This is a genomic window from Methanomassiliicoccales archaeon, from assembly GCA_036504055.1.
Classification (GTDB): Archaea; Thermoplasmatota; Thermoplasmata; order Methanomassiliicoccales; family UBA472; genus DASXVU01.
Genome location: DASXVU010000044.1, coordinates 39,021 through 54,771 on the forward strand (window position 1 = coordinate 39,021; position 15,751 = coordinate 54,771).

Here is a 15,751-nt window from a genome sequence, read left to right on the forward strand (position 1 = left end):
ACCCGCCTCATATCCCAAGGTACTTTTCCAGTTCCGCCAGTGGCCGGGTGTTGATGATTTGCTCCGGACCGAGCCATCCCCTCCGGGCCATGGCCACGCCGTAGACCATGTAGTCGAGGTGCTTGATGCTGTGCGAATCTGTGCTTATGACCAGGTCAAGGCCCTTCTCTCTCGCCTTTCGGCAGTTCACATCGTTCAGGTCCAGACGTTCCGGGAAGGCGTTTACCTCAAGCAGGACACCTTTCTCCTTCGCCGCCTCCATCACCAGGTCGATGTTGACCTGATACTGTTCCCGCTGCCCGATCCTCCTGCCGGTGGGATGGGCCAATATCGTGAGGTTCTCGTTCGACATTGCCGAAATGATCCGGTTGGTCATCTCCATCTCCGACATCTTGAACCTCGAATGAACCGACCCTACCACCAGGTCCAGCTCCTTCAGTTCCTCGTTCGGGTATTCGAGCTTCCCGTTCTCCTCGATCTCCACCTCCGTGCCGATGAGAACACGGAACGGGGCCATCTTTTCCGATATCCTTCTCGCCTCTTCGATGTTCTTCCTCAGCCGCTCGACCGAGAGGCCGCCGGCGATGGTGAGCGATTCCGAGTGGTCGGTGACGGCGATGTACTGGTAACCTTTCTGCCGGGCCGCTTCAGCCATCGCCTCCATGCTGGTGTTTCCGTCGCTCATCTCGGTGTGCACATGGAAATCGCCCTTGATGTCAGAAAGCTCAACGATCTGTGGTATGTTATGTGCCACTCCCGCCTCGATCTCGCCCCGGTCCTCTCGCATCTCCGGTGGCATGATATCCACGCCCAGAACCCGATAGATCTCCTCCTCGGTATGCCCTGCCACCATCTCGTCGGTGTCCTTCCTGAAGAGCCCGAACTCGTTCAGTTTGTAACCCATGTCGATCGCCATTGATCGCAGTTTGATGTTGTGCTCCTTGCTGCCGGTGAAATACTGCAATGCAGCCCCGAAGCTCTTGTCCGGCACCACCAGCAGGTCGACCTGGACATCATCCTTTAGACGGACGGACGCCTTCGTTTGCCCTTGGCCGATTATCTCCTTCACATCGGGGCCATGGACAAACTGGTACATCACCCGGGCCGGCTCATCGCTGCCGGCCAGCACATCGATGTCGCCGATGGTCTCCTTCATGCGGCGTAGGGAGCCAGCGAGGCTGACGTGCTCCACACCCTGGGCGAGAAGGAAATCGGTCATCATCTTGCCCGCCGGGTAAGCGTTGCTCAGAAGCATCCTTCCCTTCGACGACTCCACCAGGCGGATGCCGTTGAGGATGTTCTCTTCGGTCTTCTGGCCGAATCCCTTCAACCGGCGGATGCGATGCTGTTCGACCGCCTGCTTCAATTCCTGCAGACTGGTGATGTTCAATTGCCTGTACAGCAGCATGGTCGTCTTCGGTCCGATCTCCGGCACTGCCATGAGCTGGATCAATCCAGAAGGGAACTCGTTCCTAAGTTCGGTGAGGTAGCCCAATTCACCGGTATCGATGATCTCCGCCACCTTCTTGGCTATGGCATCGCCGACCCCTGGCACCTCACGGAGCTTGCCACGTTTGTACACATCCTCGATGTCCTCCCTCGTCTCTTCTATAGCATGGGCGGCGTTCCGGTACGCGCGCGGCTTGAACGGTTCGCCCCCTTTCAATTCCAAGAGGTCCGCGATCTCGTAGAGGATGGACGCGACCTTTTCGTTGAGCATGTAATCATATGATGATTCCAAACCTCAAGAGATAATGCTTTCCGAACCAACCCTGAATGGATTCTGTCTTGAACATTGTCCGTCTTCCTCATTCAATACACTGGGAAAGCAAGGTAACTGCGAGGTCTGGAGGTCTAACAGGTCGATCCATAATTGACGATGCGTTCTCGACGTAATTTTCACGGCTTATCACACAGTCAGATATAATCAAATATTCTACCCCGCCATCCTTTGGCCAGTAATAAAGGAAGTTAAGAGATGATATGTCCAAAATGCGGGTTTGACAATCCGAATGGGAGTTTCTGTGGTAAGTGCGGATCACCATTACCGGCGCAGTCGGCGCCGATTTACCAACCACCAACGCCCAGACACACGAACAAGAAAACATTGATGATCGCTTTTGCGGCAGTCATCGTGGTGGTCATATTGGTCTTGGCAGCGGTGTTTTTCGTAATGCCGAAAGCATCCTCGCAGTCCACTCCACAATCAACCTTGAACACCTTCCTCGACGATGCAAAGAGCAACGACGCTACAAAGATGATAGACGCTACGATCCTTCATTTTGACACTGCTAACCGTTCCGTCTACATCGGCAGCATGACAAGCGGTTACATCGCAATGTACCATGTCGAGGTCATCAGCATGGAAGATGTTCCAGTATCATCCGCACCGGCCGATATCAAGATGGATGTGACAAACTTCACGGCCGTGTTCCAGACCCTTTACGGCATAACCATCCAGGATTCACAATTCGTCAAGGTGACGGTCAAGAACTCCTCGGATTCCACCACCGTGACCTCATACATGCTTCTGTCCAAGGTGGATGGGAAGTGGTATTTTGACATATTCATGTACCTCTCAGATGATTGGGCCAAGGACAGGTCAATGGGCGATCAGGGTATGAGCTTCTTCGACTTCGGTCCCACGGAACAAATCAATCCATTGGCAACATTTTCACTGGGAACCAACAATTCTGGATATTGGAATTTCAAGATCAGTTCGGTCAATTCGGCCAGCGTTAGGTTCACCGATTGTAGGATCCAACTGAGCATGGGAGGCAAATTGAGCTCTGCGGTGTCGATACCATCGACCCTAAGACTGAATATCCCGATCAGTGCCGGAACCGCCACCGGTTACGACCTCACCATCGTGGACTCTGGAGCTTCAGGATACCTGTCAAGTAATGACATGTTCAGGTTCGGTCCGATCGGAAATGTGACCGGAAATAATGCCAACCAGCCTGCGGGAACAGCCATCATTGTCATCCTGACGAACACCCAGACCGGAGGGTTCGCAACCGGCTTCCTGACCGTCTGATCTCTTTGTTGGGTCTGCCGACCCATCTTTCTTTTTTCTTTATCTCCCATATAAGTTAACAAATACCCAATTGACGATGATTGTTGAGGGAGTTGGTGAATTTGGGGGCTCCAGGGTTTGTAAGGACGGTGGCGGCACACATGGACCGTTCGTTTGACCGATCGAGGAGGGCTCTTCCGTGTTGCGATCCAAATTAGGAAAAAGGAACATCGGGATATTGGTCATATCTGTCCTGATAATCTCGGTGGCAGCGATCCTAGCTGTTCAATACTCCAACCACCCGCCGATTTACGACCCTCCGACCCCTGTCGGTGCGATGCCGGCCGGATCGAACGTCTCAGGCAGCTGGGTGTTCAACCTTGTTGCGATAAGCCAGACCAATGTTCGGATAACGGACTGTGCCGTCTCTCTGACCATCGATGATCATCGCAGCGATGCATATGCGTTCATCGCCTCCTCGTCATTGAACATACCTATCGACAGCGGGAACGCCACCGGTTACAGCCTCAGGGTCAACGATGTGGGAAAACAGGGATATCTCTCCGAGGGAGACGATTTTATCATCGGCCCGATCAACAATGCCACTGGGAACAACGCCTATCAACCGAGCGGCACCCAGGTAACGTTCCATCTCATCTACAACCCGTCGGGTGGACAGATCGTCGAAGGCAAGCTTACGGTTCAGTGAATCGTCACCAAGAGAGGAACAATGGTCGGAGCTAGAGCGGTCAAATGCGAAGACCTTAAGACCACGACGCTCCAATGAATTCGGGAAGGTGAGATCTTGGCAGAAGAGACTTACAATCCCTATGAGACCGCCGTTTCCCATGTGGAAAGGGTCGGCAAGATGATGGACATGCAGCGGGACATGATAGACATGCTGCGTCAGCCTAGGCGAGAATTGACCGTACACATGCCGGTCAAAATGGACGATGGGGCGGTCCACATGTTCACCGGGTTCCGAGTCCAGCACAACAATGCCCGGGGTCCCTGCAAGGGCGGCATCAGGTATCATCCGAACGTCACGCTGGACGAGGTCAAGGCGTTGGCCATGTGGATGACCTGGAAGTGCACGGTGGTGGGCATTCCTTTCGGCGGTGCCAAGGGCGGTGTGATCTGTAATCCCAAGGAGATGTCCAAGAACGAACTGGAACATCTGTCGCGTAGGTATGCCTCGGACATCTACTCGTTCATCGGACCTCAGACCGACATCCCCGCTCCAGATGTCTATACTGACGCACAGGTGATGGCCTGGATCATGGATACCATAGCGATGCATGAAGGATCTGCGATGCCACAAGTGGTCACCGGCAAGCCGGTGGAACTCGGCGGATCGATCGGACGGGATGAGGCGACATCACGGGGGTTGATGTACATCGCTGAGGAGGCCGCCAAGACCAAGGAGATCAGGCTTAAGGATGCGAGCATCGCCATCCAAGGCTTCGGGAACGTAGGGGGCAACGCCGCCAGGCTCATGGAGAAAGAGCTGGGTGCCAAGATAGTGGCGCTGAGCGATTCCCATGGCGGCATATACAATCGGGACGGGCTGAACGTGGCCAGTGTCGAGAAGTATAAGAGACAGACCGGCTCCCTTCACGACTATCCAGATGCCAAGAACATCGAGAATTACGAACTTCTGGAACTGAACTGCGACGTCCTGGTCCCGGCGGCCTTGGAGAATGTCATCAACGAGAAGAATGCGGACCGTATCGCGGCCAAGATCATAGTGGAAGGGGCGAACGGGCCAACGACGCCCAAGGCGGACGAGATCCTTCTGCAGAAGGACATCATGGTCGTCCCAGACATCCTGTCCAACGCTGGGGGCGTCACCGTCTCCTATTTCGAATGGGTCCAGGACCTGCAGTTCTTCTTCTGGACGCTGGACGAGGTCAATGCAAGGCTGCGTCAGGTCATGACCAGTGCATATGACAAGGTCATCGCCCTGTCCCATTCTAGGGAGGTGGACATGCGCACCGCCGCGGACATGATCGCCATGGGCGATGTCGCCAGGGCCATCCAGCTCAGGGGAATATTCCCCTAGGTAAAACATTCAGGGTTCAAGCTCGCTCTGGAGCAGCTTGAACTCCATCTGCTCCATCGTGGCCGGTTCAACGGGTATCAGCAATATGGAACGCGCCGAGTAGACATCGTCCTTCAGCTTCTGGACCATCTTCAGGAATCCTTTGAAGTCGTTGTTCGTGATCATCATGTTCACACCCTCGAGCAGAATGACCGTCGATTTGTCCTTGTTCGCTGCCAGGAAGAGCTTTATGGCGCTCTGCACCTTGGAAAGGTCGGTGGGGGCGAGGTATCTTTCCCTCCACTTCTGCTCAGGATCCACGTCGGCGGCTGGCGGGTCCGATTTGGTGAGCCAAACGATGGTGCACTTATCCCCAAACCGTCTTTGTGCCACCTCTGGAGGGAGCCTGGAAATGCACAGGCCGATCATACCCATGTTGACCAGGGAAGAGAATATCTTGAAAGCCTGGTCCGGCCTTTCCTTCTCTTTGATGAGATAGGTCCTCATCGGTTCGAAGGACATCTGCAGCTCATGCTTCTGGCTATCGTCACTGAGATCGATGCCGGTCTCCCTCAGTATCTTGCGTTTCCTACCCTTGACCTTGTCCTCGATCGCAAAGCGCTGGTTCTTCGCCAAGAGCTGGATCTCCGTCGTCGTGAAGTTGCGCTTCATGGTGGTGGAGATCAGCTCCTCTAGCGCCTCGCGAAGACCATCCTCATAGCCTTTGATGTAACCCCTCGAAAGGGACTCCTGATCAGACATGCATCCCATATAGTGAATAGCCGAGGCCGAGATTTAACCTTATGTTCGCTAAAATCAAACAGGAACTTGGCGACGATTTGGAGCATCAGCATAACCAATTCGACCTTTCCGATGTCCATTTACGTTCCAGCCGGAAGAACCTTGAGAAAGTCTTTTATGATTAGGAGCCTACTAACCGCCGGATGCCGACCCAACAAGTCAAGTTCAGAGGGGTCAAGGCCACCCCAAAGGCGTTGGAGAAAGGCCTCATCGAGACGTCGAAGATGCTGCGTGACAATCCGGCCATCATCATTCCTCAGTGTTCTGGCGAAAAGTGCCGTAAGTGCCGCTTCGACAAGGTCCAACGGAAGATCGAGAAGGTCTCCAATTACAAGGACGATCCAGATAAGCTAAACAAGATGGCGATGCACGGTGACCAGCTGGTACGTGCCTATGCAGCCGCGATCTCCCTGGCCGCTTCCGGAAAGATCCCCTATCTGACCGCCGCCCAATTGCCCGTCGGAGAGGTCTCATTCGCCGTCAGGGGCAAGGTCGACCGGGAGAAGCTTATCGGCATCCAGCATTTCGACGACCCGGACCTGAGGCTGCTCGCCTATTTCGACATCGCGAAGAAACGCGACCTTCACATCTATTCCACCAACGAACGATTGTTCTGTTCCGAGGCCGGGGCCGATGTTCCGGACAAATATGTCACCGAGATGCTTGAACAATCCGAGTACAAGCTCAAAGGGCTCACCTGCGGCCACCCGGAATCTGACGCCTGCCTGATAATCAATTGGAAATCATCCGGGAAAGAGGTAAGGGTCTGCCATGAATGTGCCAAAGAGGTCAATTTGATCAGTTGGCTCTCATCCCGCATCGCAGCCAATCAGACCAACGATGATTTCGAGGTCAATGTGGAGCGTAAGCTGCACTGCATAGCATCCGATTGCGCTGATTGCCCGTCCAAGAAAGCGTTCGAGATGAGCGACGACCTCAAACGGTCGTATATGGACGGGAAGATCAGCGACAAGGAGCTGATCAACCGCTACATCGAGGAGCTGAACGTCACCACGCGCTGGATGGAATCGGTCTACATTTCCGGGGCGGATTGCTACGGACACGACAAGAACAAGTTCCTGGCCGACGTGAAGGGGAACGAGTCCGAGATGATGGCGCTCAACCATCTTCTTGAGGTGAAGAACGTCTCCATCGTCTCCTCAAGCAATCAGGCAGGTAAGATAATCACCGACATATGGGAACCGAACAGGCAGACACTGCTTGAGGCGGTGGCGTCGCAGGGTGTTATCGAGGACCTGTTGAAAAGGACGGACCTCACCCCGCCCCAGATGGTGCAGGAAGCAAGGCGGATGGAACAGAACCTGAATATCTCCAGCGCTCTGCCCAGGTATTCCAAGCTGGGTGAGATAGGCGCCTACGCCGATCTGCTGGCCAGAACCTTCAAGACCGAAGGCAAGGATGCAATGGTCCGGGCTACGGAAAAGGGCCGGCAGAAGGACCATCGGATCAAGTCGATATCCTTCGCCTTCCTCAACTCGGCCGGTGACACGTCAAAGAACTGGCAGTTCAACAAGGAGGAGACCGACTATGGAATCTATCTGGCACAGTTCGCACAGAAAATGCTGGAATCGACCGGGTCCCAGTACGATGAGGCGTTGCGGAACTTGTTGGCAGCGTCCGGGGCGTCCGAACCGGCGGTGTTGGAAAAGAATTGAGGCCCCTGTCTTCGGCAGGGGGGAAGTGATCAAGGTCGGTTCTGTGCCCGTTAGAGCGCCCGACCGTCCTTCAAAGCCCGTTCCATCAGTTCCTTGTTCTGCCTTGCGGTCGCAGGACTGTTCGCCGCGGTCAGCTGGATCGTGTCGTTCAGGTGGAACCCATATAGCTTCAGGATGCCGGCGAGCCCGTGGGCGGCGCTCTCGAAAGCCTTCGGGTCGGGGTTGCCTTGGGTAGTGATCACGATCGCCTTCTTCCCCGGGTTCAGGCTGACCTTGAAATCGGTTCCGAGGAACTGGTAGAGCCGATCCTCGAACAGTCTGAACTGGCCGTTCAGCTGGCCCATGTAGATCGGGGCCCCCAGAACGACGGCGTCCGCCACCTTTATCGCTTCCATGAGCGGCGTCATATCGTCCTCGAGCTTGCAGCGGTCATGGGTCTTGCAGTACAAGCAGGCCTGACATCCCTTATAGCTCATCTCATTCAGGAGGAAGATCTCCGTGGCATGTCCCTTCTCCTTGGCTCCGTCCAATACCGCCTGGACCAGCGTTTCCGAGTTGCCATTCTTCCTTGGGCTTCCTGCGATACCGATGACTTTCATAAAGAATCCTCAGCTATACCGATAGAAGTCACTATATTTCAATGAAGTACAATATTCTATTATATTAGCTATCCATTTGGATACTTATGGAAGATCCCTATCCTGAGCCTAAACATGCCGAGTGCCCCATCGAGGCCACCGTTATGATGATCGGGGGAAAGTGGAAGACGGTCATCCTCTGGAAGCTCAGGGACGACAAGCTCCGCTTCAACCAGCTAATGACGGAGATGCCAGATATTTCGCCGAAGATGCTCACCAAACAGCTCCGCGAGCTGGAACACGACGGACTGGTCACGCGCAAGATGTACCCAGAGATCCCGCCCCGGGTGGAGTACAGCCTCACACCGAAGGCGATCAGCCTGGTGCCGATAATGATCGATATGGCCAGATGGGGGGTGGCCAATATCGATGGAAGGTCATGGATGGGCTGTCCTTCGAATTGCCGGTGCGCACTGAAGAAGTAGGATCAGAGGCTGACCAGCTCATACTTCCGGCTTCCCAAGCCTATCTCCTCTCCATAGCTCAGCTGGAGCTCGCCGTTCGTGTTTTGCCTCAGGCCCTTGAACTTGTCCAATCCCGCCTCCAGGTTATCTTTCAGCAGGGAATCCGCCAGCCCTATCTGCCTGTTCACCAGGTCATAGCTCGCCTGGTCTATGGCAACCGGGTCGGTGGATGCCACGAAACCGATGTCCGGCACGATGGGGGCGTCGCTCCACGGGGCACAATCACAATCAGGAGTTATGTTGATCAGGAAATTGATGTAGCCCATCTTCTTCGCATGCGGCTTGACCACACCATAGGCGTACTCGGTCATCCTCTCCACCATCCTGGGCACGTCCGCTTCCCAGTTGATGTCGATGGCCTTTTCTGGACAGACGGTGAGGCACTCACCGCAACCTATGCAGTCCTCGGCAGATATCGTCGCTTTGTTGTCTGGCAGTGTTATCGCCCCTTCTGGACAGACCGAGGCGCAGGCGCCGCAGCCGATGCATACGTCGCGGTTCGACTCCATCCGGCAGCTGTGCTGCTCCTTCTTCCCGATGGCCGGAGCTCCGCCCATGGCGATGTTCTTGATCGCACCTCCGAAACCGGTCATCTCGTGGGCCTTGAAATGGGTCAGCGCGATGATGCCGTCGGCGGAGACAATGTCCCTGGCAAGCTTTACGCTCTGGAAATGCTTCTTACCTATCGGTACATCGACATAGTTCTCGCCCCGCAATCCATCAGAGATTATCAGGGGCGCCCCGGTGACAGTATAATCGAAACCGTGCTCCAAGGCGGTCACCAGGTGGTCCACCGCGTTGTGCCTGCTGCCGGAGTACAGAGTGTTGGTGTCCGTGAGGAATGGATTGCCGCCGCATGCCTTGACCCGGTCCACCACCTTTCTCACGAAGACCGGATTGACATATGAGTCGTTGCCCCTCTCGCCGAAATGGATTTTGATGGCGGTGAGGTCTCCCGGCTTTACCGTTTCCCCAAGTCCGCCCTCGGTGAACAGGTCTCCTACCTTGTTTACCTTGTTCCCTTTCTCCGTCCTCGTCCTCAGGTTGCAGAAATAGACTTTAGCTGACACGAGCCTCATCCCATTTGGATACGGTAATTCGCGGAGGTCCTATTATTATCCATCAATACCGCGGGCCGTTCCCATGGATGGCTTCAATCGGTCACCATGACATCCATCACCATGTGCGACTTGCACGGGGCATAGGCCTTTACCTCTTTCACCTGGAGAACCTCGAACCTCCTAGCACCAGATGCCTTGGCGAATGCCTTCACCATCTTTCCCGGTATCTCATCGACCGAGCACACATCGTGATAGTGGATGATCCCGCCCTTCTTGATAAGGTCCATAGCCTTGGGAAGGCTGGCCTCGGTCGAGCCGATGTAACCCATGACGATCCGGTCGGCGATGTTCTCATAGGGAAGTGAACGGTTATCTCCCAGGTAGGTCTCCACTATGCTTTCGACCCCGTTAAGGACCAGGTTCCTTCTCAGATAGTGGTGGGCCAAGGGATTGATCTCGCAAGCTATCACTCGCTTTGCATGGGCAAGCTTGGCCAGCGGCAGTGTGAAGTAACCGATGCCGGCGAACATGTCCACGACGGTCTCCCCGGTACAGTCGAGCTCTCCCATGCGTTTCTTCTCATCGAAGTTGCCGGAGGAGAACATCAGCTTGGCCACGTCCAACTGGTACAGGATCGCGCCCTCATGATGGACGGTCACCGTTTCCGAGCCGTAGACGACCTCCATCTTCGGGGTGCGGAACTGGCCGTCGATGTATCCTCGCTCGTCCAGGACGGTCTTGGCGCCCAGTTCCTCAGCGTAGGTCTTGGCAATCCTCTTTAGATAGGGCCGTAGTTCTTGTGGGAACTTGGCGATGAGCACGTCGCCCAACATCTCCCACTTGTAAGGGAGCAGGTCCCCCAGCTCATCCGGTAAGGCCAGATCCTCCTTGATGATCTCAAAGGGTGCCCGATAGCGCTCCCTTTCCCGGGGGTATCCATCGACGATGACCAGGCATTCCTGGTCGATCACCTGCTGATCGACCTTTTCGGTAAGGGGCAGCAGAACGAATTCTCCTTGCTCGATGATCCTGACATCCTTGCGCACATAGCCTCTGATGTTCAGCCTCTTGCGGACCGTTTCCGCTTCCAGCCGGGCCACCTGTGCGCATCTCATGAGCGTTCAAAAAGGAGGCCGTCGATACAAACCTTCCGATTACTTGAACAGCAGCGAACCTAGTATCTGCGGTGAGAATCGAAGGAGTGAAGGCACCGAACGTAGGACCGCCGGTGCGAGCTCCGTCGGTCTATCGATATCTCCCGTTTCCAGTATCTCCTGGACCGCCGGTCGTGACATCAGTTTGCCCACGTCGTCGAGCTTCTTGTCGCTCAGCCTCACGAACACCTTTCTGACCCGGTAACCCCGGTCCAGTTCCCTGCCTATCCTTTCCTTCCAGAGGTTCTGATACTGGGAGAGCGACCCTGCACTGAGGTCGTTCTTATCCAGTGCTGCAAGGGCAGTCTCCGCGGCACATTCCGCCGACAGGATCCCGGTATACAGCCCTCCTCCACTGAGCGGCTTGGCCATGGCGGCCGCGTCTCCGGTTATGATGACCCTGTCGGCGTATGTCCTCTTCCGAGTGCCTAGGGGGATCACCCCGGAATAGTTGTCCAGTCTCTTCGCGCTCTCCAGCTTCTCGGATTCGATCAGAGATTTGAGGTAACCGCTCGGCGGGCCGTAACCCTCCGATACGCACAGGCCGATGCGAGTGAAATTCCCGCACGGTATCTTCCAGGCAAAGAAGCCGGGAGCGACCTTGTTCCCCAGGAAGACATGGACATGGGTCTGTTCATCCATGCGGTGGTCGATATCGCTCTCTATGCCCTTGACCATGTCCCGGGGAGCGGGAAGGCCGGCCATCTTCGATACTGTAGATTTGTAACCGTCCGCACCCACTAGGAGCCTGCAGTGGATATCCTCGCGGTCTTCGGCCCGGACGATCATGCCATTCTCCATGGAGGCGAAGTCCAGGAACTTTGTCCCGGCAACGTAACTGGCCCCGGCGGCCACGGCACGCTCCATGCAGCGCCGGTCGAACCTTAACCGATCGACCACCACGGCCTTGGTCTCCTTACCGTCCAGGCGGATGATCTCTCCCCCTGGAAAATGCAGGACCATTCCGTTTATTCGGTTCAGAACGGTATCCTGGGCTCCCACCATGTCGATGACCCGGGGCGTCACCAGCCCGGCACATTGGACCGGGACCCCAGCATCCTTGTGCTCCTCCATGATGAGGGTAGAGTACCTCTTCGCGGTGATCGCCGCTACGGCGCATCCCACGGGCCCTCCTCCCACGATGACCAGGTCCGACTCCATTACCCCATGCAAATCTCCGCCGATATTAACCACTTTGGTCGTCGGCATCTGTGCCTAGAGACCAGGAGCGTGAACGCCGCTACCAGGGCAGCGGTGGTGACGCCCAATGACCAAGAGGAAGTTCCTCAGAACGTAAGGAACGATGTTAGCCCGTTCGCGGTCCTGGATGTTGAGAATAAGGACGCTTGTAGCAAAACATGATGATGCCGCTGCAGCAACATCAGTTTCTGCTCCTTGAACGGAGAGGCCATCCGCCGATTTTTGTACGTTAGTGGATATAAAAATAATGGTACGCCGCCCTGCGGCGGAAAAAAGGCACGGGCGTGCCGGTCACTTCTTGCTTACCTTCTCCCAGTCCTTGAGGAACCTTTCGATCCCAGAGTCGGTGAGGGGGTGCTTGAACATCTTCTTCAGCACGTCGTACGGGATGGTGGCCACATGGGCCCCGAGCCTGGCAGCCTCGGTGACATGGATCGGGTCCCGTACCGAGGCCACGATCACCTCGCAGTCGAATTCGTAGTTCTCCAGGATGTCCATGATCTCGGCGATCAGGTCCATTCCGTTCTGGCCGATGTCATCCAGCCTGCCCACGAAGGGAGAGACATAGCGCGCCCCGGCCTTTGCCGCCAGCAGCGCCTGGTTGGCCGAGAAGATCAGCGTCATGTTGACCTTTATGCCCTCGGAGGCCAGTATCTTGGTGGCCTTCAGCCCCTCCTCGGTCATTGGGATCTTGACCACGATGTTCTTGTTCCCGGCGGCGATCTTCCTCGCCTCTGGGACGATCTCCGCCGCGGTTGTGTTGACCGCCTCGACGCTGATCGGACCGTTCACGACCGCGCAGATCTCCTTGACCAGGGTGGAAAAGTCCTTATTCTCCTTGGCCACCAGTGACGGGTTCGTGGTCACTCCGTCCAGGATCCCCCAGCTGTTAACCTCTTTGATCTGTTCGATGTTTGCCGTGTCAATGAAGATCTTCATCCTAACGCCTCCTGATTACATCCTCTGCGGCTGAAACGACCTTGTCCATCGTCAGCCCGTACTTCGTCATTAGCTCTTCGCTCTCACCCGATTCGCCGAACACATCGGCCATGCCGACGCGCCTCATCGGCACCGGGCGGTGCTCCACCAGATAAGAAGCAACGTATGATCCCAGTCCGGAGATGACATTGTGCTCCTCTGCGGTCACGATCCCTCCGGTCTCGGTCGCCGCCTTGTGCAGCGCTTCCTCATCGAGCGGTTTGACCGTCGACATGTTGAGCACTCTGGCCGAGATGCCTTTGGTCTTGAGGGCCTCCGCCGCCTCCAGGCAGGCCGAGACCATCTGACCGGTACCCACCAGCGTTATGTCGGAACCATCGATCGGCATCGTTGCCTTGCCGATCTCGAATGGAGTGCCAGCGTCAGTGAAGTTGGGCACGTCGACGCGCCCCATACGCAGGTAGCAGGGTCCAGGCCGGGCGGCCACCGCCTTGGTCGCCTTGAACGCCTCTGTGGCATCCCCGGGGACGACGATGGTCATGTTGGGCAGAGTATGCATCAGGGCGATGTCCTCCATCGTCTGGTGCGATGCACCATCGCCACCAACGCTGATCCCGGCATGGGTGGCAGCGATCTTGACGTTCATTTTCGGGTAGGCCACCGACTGCCTGATCTGATCGAAGCAGCGGCCGGTCGCGAACACCGCAAAGGTCGAGGCGAACACTGTCTTTCCCGAGGCCGCCAGACCGGCTGCGGTACCGATCATGTTCTGTTCGGCTATGCCGACGTTGAAGAACCGTTCCGGGAACTCCTTGCCGAAATCGGCCGTCCTGGTCGAACCGGACAGGTCGGCGTCAAGCACCACGATGTCGTTCCGGGAGCGTCCCAACTCGACCAATGCCTTGCCGTACTCCTTCCTTTGGCTGCTATAGGTCCACTTCATTGGTCTTCCCCCAGTTCTCTCAGGGCGCGCCGGGTCTCATCCGCCGTGGGCGATTTCCCGTGGAATGCCAGGTTGTTCTCCATGAAGGAGACACCTTTGCCCTTGATGGTGTGGGCGATCACGACGGTAGGCTTACCCTTGGTCTCCTTGGCCCGGTTCGCCGCATCGAGGATCTGCCTCATGTTGTGTCCGTCGATCTCCAGGACGTTCCACCCGAAGGCCTTCCACTTGTCGGCCAGCGGCTCCAGGGACATTATGCTCTCGGTGGTTCCATCGATCTGAAGTTTGTTCCGGTCTACGAAGGTGAGCACATTGTCCAGCTTGTAGTGGGAGGCCAACATGGCCGCCTCCCATATCTGCCCTTCCGCCATCTCACCATCACCGCATATGCAATAAACACGATAGGACTTCTTGTCCAATTTTGCCGCCAACGCCATCCCGTTGGCCGCGCTCAGGCCTTGCCCGAGGGAGCCAGTGGACATCTCTACTCCAGGGGTCTTGGTGCGGCATGGATGTCCCTGCAAACGACATCCTATCTTTCTTAGCGTTGCCAGCTCCTCTATCGGGAAGTATCCGCTCTCTGCCAGCGCGGCATAGTAGATCGGCGCCGCATGTCCCTTGGAGAGTACGAAACGGTCCCGGTCGGGCCAATCCAGCTCCTTTGACCGGTGATTCATGATGTCGAAGAATAGGGCGGTCACAATGTCCGCGGAGGAAAGTGATCCGCCGGGATGTCCAGACCCTGCGGCAAACGTCATCCTAATGACGTGGCGGCGGAGTATATTGGCTTTTTTCTCAAGATTAAGGATAGTATCGTCGTTATACGAGGACACGAAGAGCACCTCTAAGGATGGGATGGGGGTTGGTCAATGGCCCGGTTCTATTTAATAACTTTTTGTGCCTTCTGACGGCAATCGGGAGGAAATAGAGGCGTTGCTCATCCGGCAAGAATCTCCCAAGAAGGGGTGAAAAACCGCCTTGTCGATGGCCCGTACCTTCCATTCCATTTAATATGGTGACATTCAGATACTGACACGATGGCGTACTGTTATGATATTCCGTGCGGGGGCAATGCCGTCCTCGAGCAGGTGGTAGAAAGGCTCAACAACGATGTGGAGGTACGAACCCTATGGAAGGCATCCAATATCACCGCCATTGACCGGATGGGTTATTCCGATCATGGCCCGACGCACATCAAGATCGTCTCAAAGCTGGCGCTCAAAATGCTCCAGATGCTCGTGGACAAGGGCATGAAGCCCGGCATCGTGAAGAACTACGGGCTGGGAATCTCCGACGCCGAGGTGGTCGTGGTCCTGGCCGCCTCGTTGCACGACATCGGGCATTCGATCCACCGGACCAATCATGAGGAGATGTCGCTCATTCTCGCCCCGCCGATCATAAAACGTATTCTGGAGGGTTTGTACGATGAGGCTGAAAGGACCATCATGATGGTGGAGACCATGCATGCCATGATTTCGCACCATGAGGATATCTTCCCATTGACCCTCGAGGCAGGGGTGGTGCGGGTGGCAGATGCGCTGGACATGGAGAAGGGGCGGGCCAGGGTACCGTTCCGCGCCGGGAGCATCAATATCCACTCGGTTTCTGCCTTGGCTATAGAAAAGGTCCGCGTTGTCGAAGGAAAGGACATACCGATACATGTGGACATCACCATGAACAACTCTGCCGGGATATTCCAGATAGACGAGCTATTGCGGGACAAGATAGAAAAATCAGGGATCAGGGACAAGATCGAGATATCGGTTCATGTCCCGAAGGAAGAGACCAGGATAGTGGAGAGCCTGAAGCTCTGACCAC

Annotated in this window: 16 protein-coding genes; 7 read left to right on the forward strand and 9 right to left on the reverse strand. The window is 55.9% G+C overall.

Going from position 1 to position 15,751, the window contains the following annotated elements; all coding sequences use genetic code 11:
• Nucleotides 1-7: 7 nt before the first annotated feature.
• On the reverse strand, nucleotides 8-1,720 hold the full coding sequence (gene polX, locus VGK23_10415; protein HEY3420955.1) for a DNA polymerase/3'-5' exonuclease PolX: 1,713 nt from the start codon (nucleotides 1,718-1,720) through the stop codon (nucleotides 8-10).
• 390 nt (nucleotides 1,721-2,110) lie between these two features.
• Between polX and VGK23_10420 the strand changes: the two genes are divergently transcribed.
• From VGK23_10420 to VGK23_10430, 3 genes are all read left to right on the forward strand, one after another.
• Nucleotides 2,111-3,037 (forward strand): hypothetical protein, encoded by a 927-nt coding sequence (locus VGK23_10420; protein HEY3420956.1) that lies wholly within the window; start codon nucleotides 2,111-2,113, stop codon nucleotides 3,035-3,037.
• Nucleotides 3,038-3,215: 178 nt separating this feature from the next.
• On the forward strand, nucleotides 3,216-3,725 hold the full coding sequence (locus tag VGK23_10425; protein HEY3420957.1) for a hypothetical protein: 510 nt from the start codon (nucleotides 3,216-3,218) through the stop codon (nucleotides 3,723-3,725).
• A 96-nt stretch (nucleotides 3,726-3,821) separates the two neighbouring features.
• The gene (locus tag VGK23_10430; GenBank protein HEY3420958.1) at nucleotides 3,822-5,078 is read left to right on the forward strand and encodes a Glu/Leu/Phe/Val dehydrogenase; all 1,257 of its coding nucleotides are present in this window, start codon (nucleotides 3,822-3,824) and stop codon (nucleotides 5,076-5,078) included.
• A 9-nt stretch (nucleotides 5,079-5,087) separates the two neighbouring features.
• Here the strand turns inward: VGK23_10430 and VGK23_10435 are convergent, their stop codons facing one another.
• Nucleotides 5,088-5,819: a DUF835 domain-containing protein gene (locus tag VGK23_10435; protein HEY3420959.1), complete on the reverse strand. Its 732-nt coding sequence runs from the start codon at nucleotides 5,817-5,819 to the stop codon at nucleotides 5,088-5,090.
• A 182-nt stretch (nucleotides 5,820-6,001) separates the two neighbouring features.
• On the opposite strand from VGK23_10435, the gene VGK23_10440 reads away from it, so the two are divergent.
• Nucleotides 6,002-7,534 carry a hypothetical protein gene (locus VGK23_10440; protein HEY3420960.1) on the forward strand — a complete coding sequence of 511 codons (1,533 nt, stop codon included), beginning with the start codon at nucleotides 6,002-6,004 and terminating at the stop codon, nucleotides 7,532-7,534.
• A gap of 50 nt (nucleotides 7,535-7,584) precedes the next feature.
• On the opposite strand, the gene VGK23_10445 is transcribed toward VGK23_10440, so the two are convergent.
• Nucleotides 7,585-8,133, reverse strand: a complete 549-nt coding sequence (locus VGK23_10445) for a flavodoxin family protein (GenBank protein ID HEY3420961.1) — start codon at nucleotides 8,131-8,133, stop codon at nucleotides 7,585-7,587.
• Nucleotides 8,134-8,219: 86 nt separating this feature from the next.
• Between VGK23_10445 and VGK23_10450 the strand changes: the two genes are divergently transcribed.
• Nucleotides 8,220-8,597 (forward strand): helix-turn-helix domain-containing protein, encoded by a 378-nt coding sequence (locus VGK23_10450; GenBank protein ID HEY3420962.1) that lies wholly within the window; start codon nucleotides 8,220-8,222, stop codon nucleotides 8,595-8,597.
• Between the two features lie 2 nt (nucleotides 8,598-8,599).
• Here the strand turns inward: VGK23_10450 and VGK23_10455 are convergent, their stop codons facing one another.
• From VGK23_10455 to VGK23_10465, 3 genes are all read right to left on the reverse strand, one after another.
• Nucleotides 8,600-9,706, reverse strand: a complete 1,107-nt coding sequence (locus tag VGK23_10455; protein ID HEY3420963.1) for a DUF362 domain-containing protein — start codon at nucleotides 9,704-9,706, stop codon at nucleotides 8,600-8,602.
• Nucleotides 9,707-9,789: 83 nt separating this feature from the next.
• Complete coding sequence (locus tag VGK23_10460) at nucleotides 9,790-10,812, reverse strand: class I SAM-dependent methyltransferase family protein (GenBank protein HEY3420964.1); 1,023 nt, start codon at nucleotides 10,810-10,812, stop codon at nucleotides 9,790-9,792.
• 39 nt (nucleotides 10,813-10,851) lie between these two features.
• Nucleotides 10,852-12,012 carry an NAD(P)/FAD-dependent oxidoreductase gene (locus tag VGK23_10465; GenBank protein HEY3420965.1) on the reverse strand — a complete coding sequence of 387 codons (1,161 nt, stop codon included), beginning with the start codon at nucleotides 12,010-12,012 and terminating at the stop codon, nucleotides 10,852-10,854.
• 69 nt (nucleotides 12,013-12,081) lie between these two features.
• Here VGK23_10465 and VGK23_10470 point away from each other — a divergent pair, with 69 nt between their 5' ends.
• Nucleotides 12,082-12,213, forward strand: coding sequence for a hypothetical protein (locus tag VGK23_10470; protein HEY3420966.1), 132 nt, complete (start codon nucleotides 12,082-12,084; stop codon nucleotides 12,211-12,213).
• A 129-nt stretch (nucleotides 12,214-12,342) separates the two neighbouring features.
• Here the strand turns inward: VGK23_10470 and fsa are convergent, their stop codons facing one another.
• Genes fsa through VGK23_10485 form a run of 3 tightly spaced genes read right to left on the reverse strand, consistent with a single transcriptional unit; the run spans nucleotide 12,343 to nucleotide 14,775 of the window.
• Nucleotides 12,343-12,990 carry a fructose-6-phosphate aldolase gene (gene fsa / locus VGK23_10475; protein ID HEY3420967.1) on the reverse strand — a complete coding sequence of 216 codons (648 nt, stop codon included), beginning with the start codon at nucleotides 12,988-12,990 and terminating at the stop codon, nucleotides 12,343-12,345.
• Nucleotide 12,991: 1 nt separating this feature from the next.
• Nucleotides 12,992-13,933: a transketolase family protein gene (locus VGK23_10480; GenBank protein HEY3420968.1), complete on the reverse strand. Its 942-nt coding sequence runs from the start codon at nucleotides 13,931-13,933 to the stop codon at nucleotides 12,992-12,994.
• Nucleotides 13,930-14,775, reverse strand: coding sequence for a transketolase (locus VGK23_10485; protein HEY3420969.1), 846 nt, complete (start codon nucleotides 14,773-14,775; stop codon nucleotides 13,930-13,932). Before VGK23_10485 ends, VGK23_10480 begins: the two co-directional genes overlap by 4 nt.
• A gap of 195 nt (nucleotides 14,776-14,970) precedes the next feature.
• Between VGK23_10485 and VGK23_10490 the strand changes: the two genes are divergently transcribed.
• Entirely contained in the window at nucleotides 14,971-15,747 is a 777-nt protein-coding gene (locus tag VGK23_10490) for an HD domain-containing protein (protein HEY3420970.1), read from the forward strand.
• The last annotated feature ends 4 nt before the right edge of the window (nucleotides 15,748-15,751 follow it).

Excerpts from the sequence above, each read along its gene's own strand:
- polX (HEY3420955.1), bottom strand. The coding sequence starts at position 1,720 with ATGCTCAACGAAAAGGTCGCGTCCATCCTCTACGAGATCGCGGACCTC.
- VGK23_10420 (HEY3420956.1), top strand. The coding sequence starts at position 2,111 with ATGATCGCTTTTGCGGCAGTCATCGTGGTGGTCATATTGGTCTTGGCA.
- VGK23_10435 (HEY3420959.1), bottom strand. The coding sequence starts at position 5,819 with ATGTCTGATCAGGAGTCCCTTTCGAGGGGTTACATCAAAGGCTATGAG.
- VGK23_10440 (HEY3420960.1), top strand. The coding sequence starts at position 6,002 with ATGCCGACCCAACAAGTCAAGTTCAGAGGGGTCAAGGCCACCCCAAAG.
- VGK23_10445 (HEY3420961.1), bottom strand. The coding sequence starts at position 8,133 with ATGAAAGTCATCGGTATCGCAGGAAGCCCAAGGAAGAATGGCAACTCG.
- VGK23_10450 (HEY3420962.1), top strand. The coding sequence starts at position 8,220 with ATGGAAGATCCCTATCCTGAGCCTAAACATGCCGAGTGCCCCATCGAG.
- VGK23_10460 (HEY3420964.1), bottom strand. The coding sequence starts at position 10,812 with ATGAGATGCGCACAGGTGGCCCGGCTGGAAGCGGAAACGGTCCGCAAG.
- VGK23_10465 (HEY3420965.1), bottom strand. The coding sequence starts at position 12,012 with ATGGAGTCGGACCTGGTCATCGTGGGAGGAGGGCCCGTGGGATGCGCC.
- fsa (HEY3420967.1), bottom strand. The coding sequence starts at position 12,990 with ATGAAGATCTTCATTGACACGGCAAACATCGAACAGATCAAAGAGGTT.
- VGK23_10480 (HEY3420968.1), bottom strand. The coding sequence starts at position 13,933 with ATGAAGTGGACCTATAGCAGCCAAAGGAAGGAGTACGGCAAGGCATTG.
- VGK23_10490 (HEY3420970.1), top strand. The coding sequence starts at position 14,971 with ATGGCGTACTGTTATGATATTCCGTGCGGGGGCAATGCCGTCCTCGAG.